Source organism: Methylobacterium sp. 88A, from assembly GCF_000376345.1.
GTDB lineage: Bacteria > Pseudomonadota > Alphaproteobacteria > Rhizobiales > Beijerinckiaceae > Methylobacterium > Methylobacterium bullatum.
Map to the genome: position 1 here is coordinate 2,025,077 of NZ_AQVT01000001.1, position 15,755 is coordinate 2,040,831.

Consider the following 15,755-nt stretch of genomic DNA (forward strand, 5'->3'; position numbering starts at 1 on the left):
GACCCGCGTCCCGTCCCGATCAATGCAGCTGCGGCGAGACCAGGAAACGCTCGCGGTCGCTCGACGTCACGACGAGCTTGATCGGACGCCCGTCACGCTCGATCGTGAGCGGCACCCGCACCCCCGCCTCGCCCAGTGCCCAGACCTGACGGAAGAACCCGGCGAGATCCTCCACCGGCTCGCCAGCCACCGCCGCGAGCACGTCGCCCACGCGCAGATCCGCGCTCTCGGCGGGGCCGTCATCGGCGAGCCCCATCACCACCACCGCCCCGTCGCTGTCGCTGGCATAGAGACCGAGCCAGGGCCGGGTCGGACGATCCGCGCGCCCGCGAGTGGTCAGATCCTCGAGGATCGGCGGCAGGAGGTCGATGGGAACGACCAGATTGATCGCCTTCGGGCCTTCCGCGCCGCCCTGCTGCAGCTGCAGCGAGCCGATGCCGAGGAGGTCGCCGGCCGGACCGATCAGGGCCGTGCCGCCCCAATGCGGGTGCGAGGGCGCGGTGAACAGGGCCTCGTCGAGGACGTATTCCCAATAGCCCGCGAATTCCTGTCGCGCGATCAGCTCGGCGGCGACGCAGCGGGTGCGTCCGCCGGCTCCGGCCACCACCGCCTTGTCGCCGATCTTCAGGCTGGCCGAGCGTCCGATGGGAAGCGGCGGCAGCGCCAGGTCGCCCAGGGCCTGGACGAGGCCGAACCCGGTGACGGCGTCGAAGCCGACCACATGGCCGGGGACCGAGCGTCCGTCATGCGTCGTCATCCAGACGCTGTCCGCCTCGGTGACGAGGTAACCGATGGTGAGGACGAGGCCGTCTTCGCGGATCACCACGCCGTTGCCGGCCCGCTCCGTGCCCAGGGTCTCGGCGGTGAACGCCTCCGGCGGGATGCGTGTCGAGAGCGACACGATCGCCGACAGGGCCCTGTCGAGGTCGTACGCGTAATCGCCCGCCTTGGGCTGCACGGCGGCGGGAATTTTCCAGTCTCCGTGCGACGTCATGAATCCCGTATCCTTGTCCTGCGCCTGGGAGTTCCGCGGCCCCACATCCTCGAAGGATCGGCGGCCGTCTGCGGGAGATAGGTCGCCGGCTCGCCGTCGAACACCCACGCCCGGCCGCACGCAGATCAGCATTGAGAGAAGGGATGCCGATCCCCATCGATCGCGCGCCATGCAGTAGCCGGCGCGCGTCCGCTCCATTAAGACTCGCTTGCAACGTTCCCGCCAGATCGAACGGTCGTATCATGTCGTGCCGAGAGGATGCCCCGACCCTTGCGTGACGACGCGGCACTGGCGCGACTGATCGCGGCCGTGGCATCCGGCAACGAGCAGGCCCTTCGGGCTCTCTACGATCTCACCGCTCCGAAACTTTTCGGCATCGTGCTCCGTATCCAACGGGATCGCGGTATGGCGGAAGACGTGCTCCAGGACGTCTACCTGCGCATCTGGCAGAATGCCGGTTCGTTCTCTCCGGAAGCGGGCCGCCCGTTGCCGTGGCTCTGCACCATCGCCCGCAACCGGGCGATCGACGGGGTTCGGCGCAAGGGCGAGGTGCAGGGGCCGGTGAGCGAGGACGGAGAGGATTGGGTGGAACGGTTGGCCGATCCGCATGACAGCGAAGGTGCGATTCTCGGGCGGGACGCCCTTCGCACCTGCCTGTCCCGCCTGGAGGCGACGCAGCGCGACTGCATCGTGCTCGCCTATTGCGAGGGCCATTCGCGGGAAGAGCTGGCCGAGCGGTTCGCGCGTCCCGTCAACACCATCAAGACCTGGCTGCATCGCGGGCTCGCGGCCCTGCGCGGCTGCCTGGAGGGGCCGGCATGACCGAGGACCCCGCCGAGCGCGACCTGCGCGCCGCCGAATACGTCATCGGCACGCTCGACGCCACCGAGCGCGCCGCCATGGATCTCGAACTCGCGGTCGATCCCGCCGCACGCGCCGCCGTGCGGGAGTGGGAGCGCCGGCTGGCGCCCCTCGCCGCCGCCATACCGGAGATCGAGCCGGGCGAGGGCGTGTGGCCGGCGATCCTGCGCGCGCTGCCCCACCGCTCCTCCGCGTCTCCGGCGGCGAACGACAACCGCGTGACCGCCCTGTCGCGCAAGCTCGGTCTGTGGCGGGCGGCAGCGGCGGGCGCCGGAGCCCTGGCCGCCGGGCTCGCCCTGTTCATCGCCGTCGGCCCCCGTCCCGGCATGGAGGGCGAGACACGCTACGTCGCCGTGGTCAGCAGCGGCGGCGAGGCGCCGGCCCTCATCGTCAGCATCGATACGGCGGCGGGAACCGCGCGGGTACGCCCGGTGGGCGCCGAGGCGCCGGCGGGACGCAGCCTCGAATTGTGGTATGTGGGAGCCGACAAGACGCCGAAATCCCTCGGGCTGATCGGCAAGGACGCCGCACGCCTGGCTCTGCCCGCCGGATCCGAGGCCGCGCGGCGCGGCGAGGGTGTCTTCGCCGTCTCGGTGGAGCCGCCGAACGGCTCGGCCACCGGCCTGCCCACCGGCCCCGTCGTCTATACGGGCAAGCTGATCCGCGATTGAGGACGGCCCGGATGGGACCCCGCCACCATGGAGCCCTCCCATGCCGCGCTTTGCCGCCAACCTGACGCTGCTCTTCACGGAGCACGCCTTCCTCGATCGGTTCGAGGCCGCGTCCCGTGCCGGGTTCACGTCGGTGGAGTTCCTGTTCCCCTACGAGCATTCGCCGGAGGCGATCGCCGCGCGCCTCGCCGCGCACGGGCTCAACCTCGTCCTGTTCAACATGCCGCCCGGCGATTGGATGGCCGGTGAGCGCGGTCTCGCCGCTCTGCCAGACCGCTTCGATGAGACCACCGCCGGGGTCGAGACGGCGCTCGCCTATGCGCTGGCGACCGGCTGCCCGCGCCTGCACATGATGGCGGGCCTGGCCGACGGGCGCGACAGCCAAGCCGGGCAAGCTTATCGCCGATCCCTGCGCCACGCCGCCGGGCGCCTTGCCGAGCATGGCATCGACCTCCTGATCGAGCCCATCAACCGCCGCTCCATGCCGGGCTATTTCCTCGACGATGTCGATGCCGCCGCCGATCTCGTGGTGGAGCTGCGCGCGGAGGGTCTCGCCAACCTCAAGCTCCAGTTCGACATCTTCCACTGCCAGATCCTGCACGGAGACGTCACCACGCGGCTGACCCGACTCCTGCCGCTGATCGGCCATGTCCAGGTCGCGAGCGTACCGGCGCGCCACGAGCCCGGCACGGGGGAGGTGAACGACGCCTTCGTCTTCGCCGAACTCGACCGGCTCGGATATTCGGGCTCGGTCGGGTGCGAGTACAATCCGCGTGGCCGAACCGAGGATGGGCTCGGCTGGCTGAGCGCCTGTGCGAGCGGACGAGCACGGATTTAGCGCGGTGAGGCCGCTTCCCTCCCGAACCCGATGAAGCATACCGCTTTCACCTGGCACGGTTCGCCGCGGAGGTGTGGGACCGTCAATTGTTTATGACGCGGCATCGTGGTTAGGGACTGCCCCGGCTGGCTCGAACGGCCAAGCTTCCAGAAGCTTTTCCCCAAGGGACAGATCAATCGATGGCTGACCTCTTCAAACCCGTCGGCGTGACGGGGAACGCCGTCGTGGACAGCCTCATCCTCGGCGGCGCCTGGAACGCCGCGACCCTGACCTACGGGTTCAAGGCGCAGGACATCGATGCGAACGGGATCGACGATTTCTCCGAGGGCGACTGGAAGGCGTTCTACAGGGAGATCTACGACACCGTCAGCAGCGTCGCGAATGTCGATTTCGTCGAAGGCAGCGTGGCTCGGGCCCAGTTGATCCAGCGGCTCGATGTCGGCGGAGGCGGCGAATCCGGCACGCCCGCCCCGGGCACCACCTCGCTGGAAACAGCGGTGGGCATCGACCCGACGAGCGTGAAAGGGGCCGCGGACGTGGTCCGCCTCGGCACCTATTCCGAAACCTGGATCCACGAAATCGGCCACAGCCTGGGGCTCGGCCACCCCCATGACGGGGAGAACGGCAAGCTGCCGGGCGTCGTCGAGCCGGGCGATTTCGGCACCGGCAACCTCAATTCCCAGATCTACACGGTGATGGGATACACCTTCCCGTTCTGGGGCGAGGACAACCCGTTCACACCCGAGCACGACGAGAATACGCCGCTCAACGCCCAGCCGGGCTCCTTCGGTGCCATCGACATCGCGGCCCTGCAGCATCTCTACGGAGCCCGCGCCCACAACACCGGCAACGACGTCTACCGCTTCAGCGACGATGTCGATGCCAACCGCGGCTACACCACGATCTGGGACACGGGCGGCTCCGATACGATCGTCTATGAGGGGTCGAGCGCGGCCAAGATCGACCTGCGCGCCGCGACCCTGAAAGCCGAGATCGGCGGGGGCGGCTGGCTCTCCACGTCGGAAACCCTGACCGGCGGCGTGACCATCGCCAACGGTGTCTCCATCGAGAAGGCGAAGGGCGGGGCGGGCGACGACATCCTCATCGGCAACGACGGCGCCAACCGGCTGGACGGCGGACGGGGGGCCGACCGTATGAGCGGTGGGCTCGGGAACGACACCTATGTCACGGACGGCCGCGACACGATCGAGGAGGCGGCCAGGAGCGGTACGGACCACGTGCTGAGTTCGGCCAGCCACCGCCTCGGCACGAATCTCGAAGCTCTGAGGCTCTTCGGCTCGAACGCAGTCGATGGCATCGGCAACGCCGTCGCCAATACGATCACCGGCAACGGCGCCGCCAACATGCTGACGGGCGGGGCCGGAAACGACGTCCTCACCGGCGGGGAGGGGGCGGATACCTTCCTGTTCCGCACGCGGCCCGGAACCGGCAACACGGATCACATCCGCGACTTCTCCGTCGCCGAGGATGTCGTCGCGCTCTCGAGCAAGGTCTTCACGGCCCTTCGCGCCGGCCCCCTCGCGGAGAACGCGTTCAAGGACCTCTCGTCGGGGCCGACCGATGCGGATGACCGGGTTCTCTACGACGCCACGACCGGCACGCTCTCCTACGATGCCGACGGGAGCGGCGCGGGCACCGCCCGCACCGTCGCCGTCATCGATACGAAAGTGCTCCTGACCTTCGCGGATGTCCTCGTCGTCTAGGTTTCCCACCGTCGACGAGGCGACCGGTCCGGCGTTGGGACGACAAGCGGAGGCTCCCCTGAGCGACAGTGTTCAGGGGCGAGGCGGGAGCCTCACTTCTTGGCGGGATCGGTTCGCTTCAGGATCGCCTCCATCTGGGCGATCTCGGCTTCCTGCGCCTTGACGATGGCCTCGGCCAGGGTTCGGACCTCCGGATCCTTCGAATACTGAAGCGCGACCTTGGCCATGGCGAGGGCGCCCTTGTGGTGCGGGATCATGCCGGCGGCGAAGTCGCGGTCGACGTCGCCGGAATAGCGGATCTCCATGTCGCCATGCATGCGCATCGCCGCCTCCTTGAAGGCGCGCGTCGCCGGGGTGTCGGCGGCCTTGCCCTTTGCGGGCGTCTTCGGGCCGTGATCGTGGCTGTCGGTGTGCACGGTGCCGTCGTCGTGCCGATGCTCGGCGGCGAGAACCGGGGAGGCCAGGGCGAAGGCCAGGATCGCGGTAACGAGGGTCGGCGTCATGCAAGGTTCCTGTCGTCAGAAGGTTGCGGGCTGGGAGGGGGCGGCCCCCGTCACCGGGGAGGGCGTGTCATCGCCGGGCGCTTCGCGCAATCGAGCGAAGGCGGGGCCGCCGAAGCGCAGCATCAGGACGGGCGTCAGAACGGCATCGAGCAGGGTCGCGCTGATGAGCCCCCCGAAGATCGTCACCGCGACCGGGTGCAGGATCTCCTTGCCCGGCGCGGTCCCGTCGAGGAGGAGCGGCACCAGGGCGATGCCGGCGGCGAGCGCCGTCATCAACACCGGCACGAGGCGCTCGTTGCTCGCCCGCAGCACCAGGGCCGGGCCGAAGGGCAGCCCTTCGCTGAGGCCGAGATTCAGCACGTGGCTGATCTTCAGGATGCCGTTGCGGGCGACGATGCCGGTGAGCGTCACGAAGCCGATCATCGAGGCCACGGAGAGGGGCAGCCCGGCGATGGTGAGGGCGACGACGCTGCCGATGAGGGCGAGCGGCACGTTGCCCATGACGATGAGGGCCAGCACGCCGGAGCGGTAGCGGCTCGCCAACAGCGCGAAGACAAGGGCGAAGGAGACGAGTCCGAGGAGGCCGATCCTGCGGGTCGCCTCCCCTTGTGCCTCGAACGCGCCTTCGAGGCGCGCGCTGATCCCCTCCGGCAGCGTCGTCCGGGCCAGCGCCTGCGCGATGTCGGCGGCGACCTTCGAGCCGTCCGAGCCCGGCACGGTGTTGGCCTGGACCACGATGCGGCGGCGGCCGTTCTCGCGCTGGATCTGGTTGGGACCGTCGCGCTCGGCGATATCGGCCAGGGCGTGGGCGGGCACCCAGCCCGAGGGCGTCTCGATGAGGAGTTCGCGCAAGGCCGTCATGGAGCGGCCGCTCTCGGGCAGGCGCAGGATCACGTCGAAGCGGCGAAGGCCGTCCACCAGGGTCGAGACCACGCGGCCGTTGGCGAGGTTCCCCACCGTCTCCACCACCGTCGCGGGGGAGACACCGTAGAGCGCCGCCTTGGCCGGATCGACCCGTATCTCGATCTGGGGAACGCGCACCTGCCGCTCCACCTGGAGGTCGGCGACGCCCGGAATGCCGGACAAGGTCTCGCGCAGGGATTCGGCGGTGCGGCGCAGCGCGTCGAGATCCTCGCCGAACAGCTTCAGGGCGATCTCGGCCCGGACACCGGAGAGCATGTGGTCGAGCCGGTGCGAGATCGGCTGGCCGACATTCACCGTGACCGGAAGGACGGACAGCCGCCCCCTGATGTCGGCGACGATGGCCGGGCGTTCGCGCCCGCCGGGCTTCAGGCGGATCTCCAGATCGGTGGAATGGACGCCCTCGGCATGCTCGTCGAGTTCGGCGCGGCCCGTGCGGCGCCCGACCTTGTCCACCTCGGGGATGTCTAGGAGCAGGCGCTCGGCGATGGCGCCGACGCGGGCGGATTCGGCGAGCGAGATGCCAGGGGTGAAGGTGGTGGTGACCGTGAACGAGCCCTCGTTGAAGGTCGGCAGGAAGGCGCGGGGCAAGCGTCCCGCGCCATAGCCGGCGGCGACCACCGCGGCGATCGCGCAGACGATGGCGAGGCGCTGATGGGCGAAGGCCGTCTCCACGAGGCGCCCGTTGGCGCGCTTGAGGCCGCGGATCAGCCGGCTCTCGGGATGGTCGAGGCTCTTGAGGCCGGGAAGCAGCCAGGAGGAGAGGGCGGGCGTCAGGGTCAGCGAGACCACGAGGCTCGACAGGATGGCGATGATGTAGGCCTGGCCGAGCGGCGCGAAGAGCCGGCCCTCGATGCCCGACAGGGCGAAGAGCGGCACGAAGACGAGGCAGATGATGATCGTGGCATAGACGATGCCGGAGCGCACCTCGTTCGAGGCGTCCACGATCACCGAGAAGGTGCTGCGAGGCGAACCCTCCGCCCGGTTGTCGCGCAGGCGCCGCAGGATGTTCTCCACATCGACGACGGCGTCGTCCACCAGCTCTCCGATGGCGATGGCGAGGCCGCCGAGCGTCATCGTGTTGATGGAGAGTCCGAGCAGCGAAAACACCGTGGCGGTGGCGAGGATCGAGACGGGAATGGCGGCGAGCGAGATCAGCGTGGTCCGTACGTTCATCAGGAAGGCGAACAGCACCACGGCCACCACGGCCACGGCCTCGATCAGCACCGTGATCACGTTGCGAAGCGACGTCTCGATGAAGTCCGCCTGTCGGAACAGGACGTTGCCGGCCTCGATTCCGTGCGGCAGGGAGGGGCCGATCTCCTTGAGCGCCGCCTCGACCTCGCGGGTCAGGCGCACGGTGTCGATGCCGGGCTGCTTCTCGATGGAGACCACCACGGCGGGATTACCCATGAAGCCGCCGTCGCCGCGCTTGGGCCGCGCCCCGAAGGCGATCTCGGCGACCTGCCGCAGGTAGACCGGACCGCCCGGCGTCGTGACGACGAGATTGCGAAGGTCGTCGAGATCGGTGGTGCGGCCGAGCGCGCGGATCAGGACCTCGCGGCCGCCGGCCTCGGAATAGCCGCCGCCGGCATTGCCGCCGTAATTCTGGAGGGCGCGGGCGAGGGCCTCGTCGGTGACGCCGAGCGCCCGCATGGCGGCGGGATTGGGGGCGACCCGGAACTGGCGCACCTCGCCGCCGATGGGGATCACCTGCGCCACGCCCGGGATCGAGAGCAGGCGCGGGCGCAAGGTGAAGTCGGCGGTCTCGCGCACCTGCATCGGGGTCGCGGTCTTCGAGGTGACGGCGACGAGCAGGATGCCGCCCATGATCGAGGAGACCGGCCCCATCTGCGGGACCACGTTGGGCGGCAGTTCCGAGCGCGCGAGCGCCAGCCTCTCGTTGACGAACTGCCGGTCCCGGAACAGGTCGGTGTCCCACTCGAACTCCACCGTGACGATGGACAGGCCGATGCCGGAGACCGAGCGCACCCGGCTGACGCCGGGCAGGCCGTTCATGCGGGTCTCGATCGGGTAGGTCACCCGCTGCTCCACCTCCGTGGGGGCGAAGCCCTCGGCTTCGGTCAGGATCGTGACCGTGGGCCGGTTGAGGTCGGGGAGCACGTCGACGGGCAGGCGCGCGAGGGAGAGCGCGCCGGTCAGGACCAGGGCGAAAGCGAGCGCCACCACGAGGAGGCGGTTGCGCAGGGATTGCGCGACGATGAGGCCGAACATCTTCGCGGTTCCTCAGCGGATCTGGTCGAGGAGTTCGGCGCCCTGCACGACGACGCGCCGTCCCGGCTCGAGACCGTCGGCGATGAGCGTGCGGTCGGCATCGAGGGGATCGGTGCGGACGCTGCGCGCCACGAAGCGCTCGGCGCCGACATGCTCGTAGACCACGCTGCCGCCCTCCGCCCGCAGAATGCCGGAGCGCGGCACGGCGAGGCCGCTCCGCTCCCCCGTCAGGGGGGCGTGGACGGTGACGAACTGGCCGAGCCGAAGGCCGGTGGACTCGCCCGCCACCGCGAATTGCACCGGCACCGCCTGATTGCGGTCGGCGAGGCCGGCCCCGCGATAGGTCAGGGCAAGGCTGCGCCCGTCCCCGAGGCGGGCCGTCGCCGAGCCTTCCGGCGACAGGGCCTCGAAGCTCAGCGCCTCGACCCAGAGTTTGCCCGGATCGACGATGCGGAAGACGACGGTGCCGGGGGCGGCCATGGCGCCCGCCGTGGCGCTCGCCTCGGCGATGACCCCGTCCACCGGTGCGACCAGGGCCTCGGGCGAGCCGCGGACCGTGTCGAGGGCGGCGCGGCGGTCCTTGAGCCCGTCGCGCTCGGAGCGGGCATCGTCGAGCTGGGTCTGCGCCACGGCGCCGGTCCCCGCCAGACGCTCGAACCGGACCACGCGCCGGTCGAGGATCGCGATCTGCTGGTCGAGCTCGCCCTGGCGCTGGCGCATGTCGGAGACGTCCACCGCCTGGACCGGCGGGGTGACGGTGGCGAGGACCTCGCCGCGCGTCACGCGGGTTCCGAGGCGCGGGAAGCCGTTCGCCGGAGGGGCCAGGCGGCCGCCCACGGAGGATTGCACCACGCCGCTGGCATTGGGGTCGGCGATGACCCGGCCGGGCAGGGCCACGGTGCGGGCCACGCTCTGGGTCGCCGTCACGGCGGTGCGCAGGACGAGGAGCCGCTGCAGGGATTTGGGCACGAAGATCGATCCGTCGCCCAGGCGTTTGGCCCGGTCGGCGCCGCCGGAGGGCGGGCTCGCCATCATCCCCCCCTCGGCCGGCGCGGCATCGTGGCCTTCATGGGCGAGGGCGGCGCTGCCCAGCACGATCGTCGCCGTGACCGCCAGGACGACGACGATGGGAATCGTGCGCCGACGGCGGATCAGGACGACGGCGCCGAGGCCGAGGAGGAAGCCTCCGGCGGCGGTGACGGAGGGCGGCTGGTGCGTCAGGCGCTCGACCAGGGAAGCGGTGGCCGCCGAATCGGACGTCGGCGACGCGGCTTTGGCGGCCGGCAGGTCGAGATCGAGGGAAAGGATGTCGGTGCTGCCCTCCGCCGTCACCGCGACGAGGAGGTCGTGGTGCTCGGATTCCTCCAGCCAGGGCGCCGGGAGCCGGTAGGTGCCATCGGTCTGGAGTTCCGCCTTCCTGCGTCCGTCCGGCGTCGAGAGGGCGAGGGTGGCGTCGGTGACCGGCGTGTTGGTCTCGAATGCGTCGAGATAGAAGACGAGATCGTGGCCCTGCACGGTGGCGACGAGTTCGTAGCGCTCCGACTTCGCCTCGGCCCGGGGTGCGGCCGCCGCGACGGGCAGGGCAGGGGCCTCGTCTCCGTGGGAATGGCCCTCATGGGACAGGACCGCGCCGGACAGGGCCGCCCAGGCGATGGCGCACGCCGCGACGAGGCGCAGGGCTGCCGGGAAAACGATGGACATGATGGAAGAACCTCGACGCCGATGAAGCAGGGACGGCTTTCCACGCGGCGCCGTCAGGCGGCCGGGCGCGGAACGCCGTCGTTACGTCAGGCGAAGGGTCTCGGCGGTTCGGACGGAGAATCCGGAGCGACGTCCGTACGGGCGGAGATGGCGCCCACGGGAACGGGACCGGTCAAGCCGGCTGCGGACGTCATATCCCCGTCGGCCGGTGCCAGGCCGATGGCGCAGCAGCAGGCGGCTCCGCAAGGACCGGTGCAGCAGGGTCCGGCACAGCCGAGATGGGGTTCCGCCCGCAGGACGGACACGATCTCATGCATGCCGGGGGTGGCGGCATTCGCCCGGACGGCCAGCGCATCGAGGGAGTCCAGGGCCTGGACCCATGCGACAGGGGCACCGCCATCGTGCCCGTGGCCCGTATGGGCGCTCGCGGGCGACGACATGCCGAAGCCGGCGATCGCGAGGATCACCGTCATCAGCCAGAGCGCGAGGCTCCGGTCCAGATTGCGCCGGATGGGTTTCATGTCGGCGAAGAGCGTAGCATAGGGCATGCGCCCGCGACAGGGCCGATCGCAACTCGGAAGGCTAGACGCGTGAGACAGATCCTCGTGATCGGCATCGGCACCGGCAATCCGGAGCACGTCACGATCCAGGCGATCCGGGCCTTGAATACGGTGGATGTGGTCTTCGTCCTCGACAAGGGAGGAGAGAAGGCCGACCTCGTCGCCCTGCGCCGGGAGATCTGCGAGCGCTACATCGAGGACCGCCCCTACCGCATCGTCGAGGCGCAGGACCCGGAGCGGGACCGGAATCCGGCCGATTACGGCGTCGCCGTGGAGGATTGGCACGGCGCCCGTGCGGCTCTCTACGAGGCGATGATCGCGCGCGAGCTTCCCGAGGACGGCACCGGCGCCTTCCTGGTCTGGGGCGATCCCTCGCTCTACGACAGCACCCTGCGGATCATCGACCGGATCGTGGCGCGGGGGCGCCTCGCCTTCGACCATCGGGTGATTCCCGGCATCACCAGCGTTCAGGCCCTGGCGGCGAGCCACCGCATCGCCCTCAACCGCATCGGTGCGCCGGTGCAGATCACAACCGGGCGCCAGATCGCCGGAGGATTGTCCGCCGAGGCCGACACCACCGTGGTGATGCTCGACGGCGACCCGACCTTCGCCCATCTCGACCCGGACCTGACGATCTATTGGGGCGCCTATCTCGGGAGCGACGACGAGATCACCCTGTCGGGCCGCCTCGGCGACGTCGCCGGCGAGATCCGGCGCCTCCGGACCGAGGCGAGGGCGCGCCACGGCTGGATCATGGACATCTACCTCCTGCGCAGGCCCGCGGATTGAGCCGGATCCTCGCCCTCAATGTTCGCGCGGACGCCGTGCGCCTCCGAGGTGGCCGGCCAGGGTGAAGGCGATCTCCCGCATCAGGCAGTCGAGAACCGCGACCAGTCTCGGCTGGTGGAGGTCGGCCGCGAGGTCGTGCAGGGCGATGGCGTGTTCCGCCATGCGGTTGGCCGCAGCCTCTGCGTGCAGGGCGGGCTGGTGAAGACTTGCCCGGTCCTCGCTGCGATCGATGGCGATGCCGAGGCCTCTCGCCCGCCCGGTGGCCTCGCCCCGGTCGATCCGTCCGCGCAAGCCGAGCCGGCGTTCGCCTCGAACCGTCCGGAACGCGATCTCGAACGGGCCGCCCGCCTCGACGGCGGCATGCAGGGCGTTCTCCACGCGAAGCCGGTCCTCGGCGAGAATCGTCGCCAGGAATGCGTCGAGACTCACGCCCGCCGCTTCCCGAACGAGACCGAGTACGTCCGCGAGGGAGTCCGAGACGACGATCCGGCCGGCCCAGACGTCGTGGGACCAGACGCCCACGACGCCCGACGCGTCGAGTGCCGCCAGGATTCCGTCCGTGTCACCGGAGAGAAGGCTCGTGCGCGCAGGCATGGATCTCCTGGGCCGCCGCGGCGGATCGCTGGGGACGAAACGTGTGACCGCGGATCGACACGAGGCAGGGATCGCCCTCGCATCGAATTTACCTGAAGTTGATAATTCCCGTCGACCCGCGATGTCAGCGGCAACCTAAACGTCGAAGCCTCCTATTGGAAGGGCAAGACACGCCCTGCGGGAATTTTTGGCAACCTGAGATTGATCTGAGGCCCTGGGGTCGAACGCAGGCGGCATCGTTCGTCGCGATCTCGATCCCCGGTTCACGGCACGCGCCGATCCCCGGCCCCGCCCTTAACCACTGGTTAACCATGACGGGCCAAAACCGGGATCAGGGCATCCTGGTGTCACGGGACGGCGGCTGCGAGCCCGACCGGTGACCATCCGAGGCAGGGGATTCGATCGGCTTTTTGGGCCGAGGGATCGTCCCGGCACGGCAGGAGGCGACATCTCAGGACGCGAGAAGGGCTCCCGTATGAAAGCCATCACCTTCGTCACCCAGAAGGGGGGGAGTGGGAAAAGCACGCTGTGCATCTCACTGGCCGTCGCGGCGCAGGAGCGCGGCCTGTCGGTCTGCATCCTCGAAATGGATCGTCAGGCGACGATCAGCGACTGGCTCGACCACCGCACGGTGGATGGGCCGGAAGTCGCGCAGATCGATGCGTCACAGATCGAGGCCGTCATGGCCCAGCTGCGCGACTCCTCCTACGATTACGTCTTCATCGATACGCCGGGCGTCGATTCCACAGGCACGCTCTCGGCGATCCGCGCGGCCGATCTCTGCATCATCCCCTGCCGCCCCACCCCGGCGGACCTGCGCGCGTTCAAGCCAACCCTGGCCGCGGTCTACCGCCTGGAGAAGAAGTTCGCCTTCGTGCTGAACCAGACCCCGCCGCGCTCCTACCGGATCCGCGACGCGGCCGATGGCCTGGCCGTGCTGGGCATCCTGCCGGACGTCAACATCGTCGCGCGCACCGATCACCAGGACGCGATCGGCGTCGGTCAGGGTGTCACCGAATTCAACCCCAAGGGCCAGGCCGCCGACGAAGTACGCAGGCTCTGGACGTGGATCGAGAAACGGATGCAGGTCGCCAAGCATGCCAAAGCCGCCTAGGCCGAGCCTCGCCTCCATCGTCGCGGGAAGCGTTCCCCCGGCCAGGAGCGCCGACATCGTCCAGCTCGATACGGGCCACGTTCCCCTCCGCAAGGCCCCGAGCACCTTGAAGGAGCGTGCCCGACAGATGTCGGTCTATCTGGAGCCACCGGTCTACGACCAGCTCCGCGACCTCGCCCATACCGAGCGCACCAAGATGCACGCGCTCATGCTCGAAGCCCTCGACCTCCTGTTCAAACAGCGGGGGACCATGCCGATCGAGCGGCTGAACGAGACCAACCACCGCTGACGGCCCTCTCCTGTCGATATCGACGATCGACAGGAGAAAATCGTTTTTTGTCAGAGCCTTGCACCTGAACTCTCACGTCCCGCATCAGCCCGCGACATCTCTTCCCAATGGGTCGGGAGGACGGATCCGGAGCATGATATCCACATCCTCGGAACAGCAATTTCATTCGATCCCGCAATCCGATAGGGCCGGGCCCTCGTTCGACGGATGAGCCATGGGTGGCGAATCAGAGCCCCATCCGCAGCGTTCAGGTTTCCTTTACGTCAACCCGACAATTGTCTGTGCAATCGAAGCCCGCTCTTTCCGGGCGGCCTTCGACGGCCGGACCGGATCGCTCTTCCGTTCCTCAGCCCTGTATGGCGTTTCGAGAGCGTAAGAGTGCTGGGCGGTTCGGTATGGCGCGTTCGACGAAGGCCGGATTGGCTCCAACGGCGGGCGTACCGCTGCTGCGCCTCCTCGCCGTGTCCGTGGTGGCACTGACCACCGCGAATTGCGCGCAGAACACCCAGAAACTCGCTGGCCCGGCCGGCTCTTCCGGATCGTCCTACGATCCAAAATATGGCGTGAAGGCCAGCCCGCGCCTCTATAACGAGGGCGACACCATCCCCAAGGGAGGCGGCCGCCGCTTCTCGGGCAAGCCCTACGTGGTGGCCGGCCGCACCTACGTGCCCCGCGACGATGCCAAGGGCTATGTCCGCGAGGGCCTGGCATCCTGGTACGGCAGCGCCTTCCACGGCCGGATGACCGCCAATGGCGAGGTGTTCGACCGCCATTCCATCGCGGCCGCCCACCCGACCCTGCCGCTGCCGAGCTACGTCCGGGTGACCAACCTCGCCAACCGCCACTCGATGATCGTGCGCGTCAACGATCGCGGCCCCTATCATGCCAATCGCCTCATGGACGTGTCGGAGGAGGTGGCCCAGGCCCTGGAATTCCATCGCAGCGGCACCGCCAAGGTGCGGGTGGAGTATGTCGGCAAGGCCTCCACCGCCGGCAGCGACGACCGCAAGCTGATGGCGACCCTGCGCACCGATGGGGCGCCCGCCCGCGTCGGCGGCGGCTCGCCGGTGATGATGGCCGATCTCGGACCCGATGCCGAACCGGAGCGTCTGACGCGCGCGCAGCGTCCCGCCCTGGCCTTCAAGCCTGCGGCCGACGAGGACGACGCCGCTCCCGCGCCGCGTCCCGTCCGGCCCGCGCCGGTCCTGGTGGCGGGCGGCTCCAGCGTCGCCGTGCCGGCGGCCCTGCAGCCCACTGCGTCCCGGTCACACGGGTTCCGGCCGACCATGCCGGATCGCACGGCTCCCGCTCTCCAGGTTCCCGCCATGCAGATGGCCCATGCGGGGCCGAAGGCGAAGGGGGCCGTACCGCCGCCCCCGGCACCGACGCGCCTCGCCTCGATCGCCGGCCCCACCCATGCCCCGGCATCGAAGCACGGCGCCGGGACGCCCAAGGACGCGAAGTCGCTTCAGGCCAAAGTGGAGACCTCCGCTCCGAAGACGAAACTCGCCCTGTCGCCGGTCACGGCGGCACCGCAGCGGATGGCCGCCGCTTCGGCCCCCGCACGCGGCACGGTCGTGAAGACGGCGGGCGCCGCGACCCCGGCACGCTCCGCGACGGGCCATGCCGCGGTGGCGAACCTGCGTCCGGTTTCGCCTCCCTCGGGCCCTCTGGGAACGGCCAAGGCCAGCGTCGCCAAGCTGTCCGTGCCCCCCGCCGGCTCCCAGCCCGCCGGCGCCCAGGCCGGGCGCGGCAAGTCGCCCGCCCCGGCGGTCGCCACCGCCACGGCAAAGCCGGCCCAGGCACGCCGCTCGCGCATCGCCGAGGTGAACTGACCGGAAAACGGTCGGGATTGGTGCGGGCGGCGGCATCGTCTGGTCCACCGTGTCGCGACCTCATCGGCAAAGTTGCGTTCGATTTCGCGGGCGATCCGCTATACCATCTCGCAGGGGCGAGAACGG

The 15,755-nt window shown here is 69.7% G+C and carries 14 protein-coding genes; 8 read left to right on the forward strand and 6 right to left on the reverse strand.

The genetic code is table 11. The features are described 5' to 3' along the window. Positions 1-19: 19 nt before the first annotated feature. Positions 20-994 carry a S1C family serine protease gene (locus A3OM_RS0109605; RefSeq protein WP_018043539.1) on the reverse strand — a complete coding sequence of 325 codons (975 nt, stop codon included), beginning with the start codon at positions 992-994 and terminating at the stop codon, positions 20-22. A gap of 270 nt (positions 995-1,264) precedes the next feature. On the opposite strand from A3OM_RS0109605, the gene A3OM_RS0109610 reads away from it, so the two are divergent. From A3OM_RS0109610 to A3OM_RS0109625, 4 genes are all read left to right on the forward strand, one after another. After that, positions 1,265-1,816: a sigma-70 family RNA polymerase sigma factor gene (locus A3OM_RS0109610; RefSeq protein WP_018043540.1), complete on the forward strand. Its 552-nt coding sequence runs from the start codon at positions 1,265-1,267 to the stop codon at positions 1,814-1,816. After that, positions 1,813-2,526 carry an anti-sigma factor gene (locus A3OM_RS0109615; protein ID WP_018043541.1) on the forward strand — a complete coding sequence of 238 codons (714 nt, stop codon included), beginning with the start codon at positions 1,813-1,815 and terminating at the stop codon, positions 2,524-2,526. Before A3OM_RS0109610 ends, A3OM_RS0109615 begins: the two co-directional genes overlap by 4 nt. A gap of 40 nt (positions 2,527-2,566) precedes the next feature. Next, positions 2,567-3,364, forward strand: a complete 798-nt coding sequence (gene otnI / locus A3OM_RS0109620; protein WP_018043542.1) for a 2-oxo-tetronate isomerase — start codon at positions 2,567-2,569, stop codon at positions 3,362-3,364. A 179-nt stretch (positions 3,365-3,543) separates the two neighbouring features. Next, the gene (locus tag A3OM_RS0109625; protein ID WP_018043543.1) at positions 3,544-5,088 is read left to right on the forward strand and encodes a M10 family metallopeptidase C-terminal domain-containing protein; all 1,545 of its coding nucleotides are present in this window, start codon (positions 3,544-3,546) and stop codon (positions 5,086-5,088) included. Between the two features lie 92 nt (positions 5,089-5,180). Here the strand turns inward: A3OM_RS0109625 and A3OM_RS0109630 are convergent, their stop codons facing one another. From A3OM_RS0109630 to A3OM_RS0109645, 4 genes are all read right to left on the reverse strand, one after another. Then, positions 5,181-5,591: a DUF305 domain-containing protein gene (locus A3OM_RS0109630; protein WP_018043544.1), complete on the reverse strand. Its 411-nt coding sequence runs from the start codon at positions 5,589-5,591 to the stop codon at positions 5,181-5,183. Positions 5,592-5,606: 15 nt separating this feature from the next. Continuing rightward, positions 5,607-8,747: an efflux RND transporter permease subunit gene (locus tag A3OM_RS0109635; protein ID WP_018043545.1), complete on the reverse strand. Its 3,141-nt coding sequence runs from the start codon at positions 8,745-8,747 to the stop codon at positions 5,607-5,609. A gap of 12 nt (positions 8,748-8,759) precedes the next feature. Further along, entirely contained in the window at positions 8,760-10,448 is a 1,689-nt protein-coding gene (locus A3OM_RS0109640) for an efflux RND transporter periplasmic adaptor subunit (RefSeq protein ID WP_018043546.1), read from the reverse strand. An 86-nt stretch (positions 10,449-10,534) separates the two neighbouring features. Next, entirely contained in the window at positions 10,535-10,996 is a 462-nt protein-coding gene (locus A3OM_RS0109645) for a hypothetical protein (protein ID WP_018043547.1), read from the reverse strand. Positions 10,997-11,038: 42 nt separating this feature from the next. Between A3OM_RS0109645 and cobF the strand changes: the two genes are divergently transcribed. Further along, entirely contained in the window at positions 11,039-11,797 is a 759-nt protein-coding gene (cobF, locus tag A3OM_RS0109650; RefSeq protein WP_018043548.1) for a precorrin-6A synthase (deacetylating), read from the forward strand. Between the two features lie 15 nt (positions 11,798-11,812). Here cobF and A3OM_RS0109655 read toward each other — a convergent pair whose 3' ends face one another. Then, complete coding sequence (locus A3OM_RS0109655) at positions 11,813-12,391, reverse strand: hypothetical protein (RefSeq protein ID WP_018043549.1); 579 nt, start codon at positions 12,389-12,391, stop codon at positions 11,813-11,815. Between the two features lie 475 nt (positions 12,392-12,866). Here A3OM_RS0109655 and A3OM_RS0109660 point away from each other — a divergent pair, with 475 nt between their 5' ends. From A3OM_RS0109660 to A3OM_RS0109670, 3 genes are all read left to right on the forward strand, one after another. Beyond that, positions 12,867-13,505 carry a ParA family protein gene (locus A3OM_RS0109660; RefSeq protein WP_018043550.1) on the forward strand — a complete coding sequence of 213 codons (639 nt, stop codon included), beginning with the start codon at positions 12,867-12,869 and terminating at the stop codon, positions 13,503-13,505. Then, a complete protein-coding gene (locus A3OM_RS0109665) occupies positions 13,489-13,794 on the forward strand; it encodes a ribbon-helix-helix domain-containing protein (protein ID WP_018043551.1) in 306 nt (101 codons plus the stop codon). The genes A3OM_RS0109660 and A3OM_RS0109665 overlap by 17 nt, the downstream gene beginning before the upstream one ends. Before the next feature lie 395 nt (positions 13,795-14,189). Beyond that, positions 14,190-15,629: a septal ring lytic transglycosylase RlpA family protein gene (locus A3OM_RS0109670; RefSeq protein WP_018043552.1), complete on the forward strand. Its 1,440-nt coding sequence runs from the start codon at positions 14,190-14,192 to the stop codon at positions 15,627-15,629. Positions 15,630-15,755: the final 126 nt, after the last annotated feature.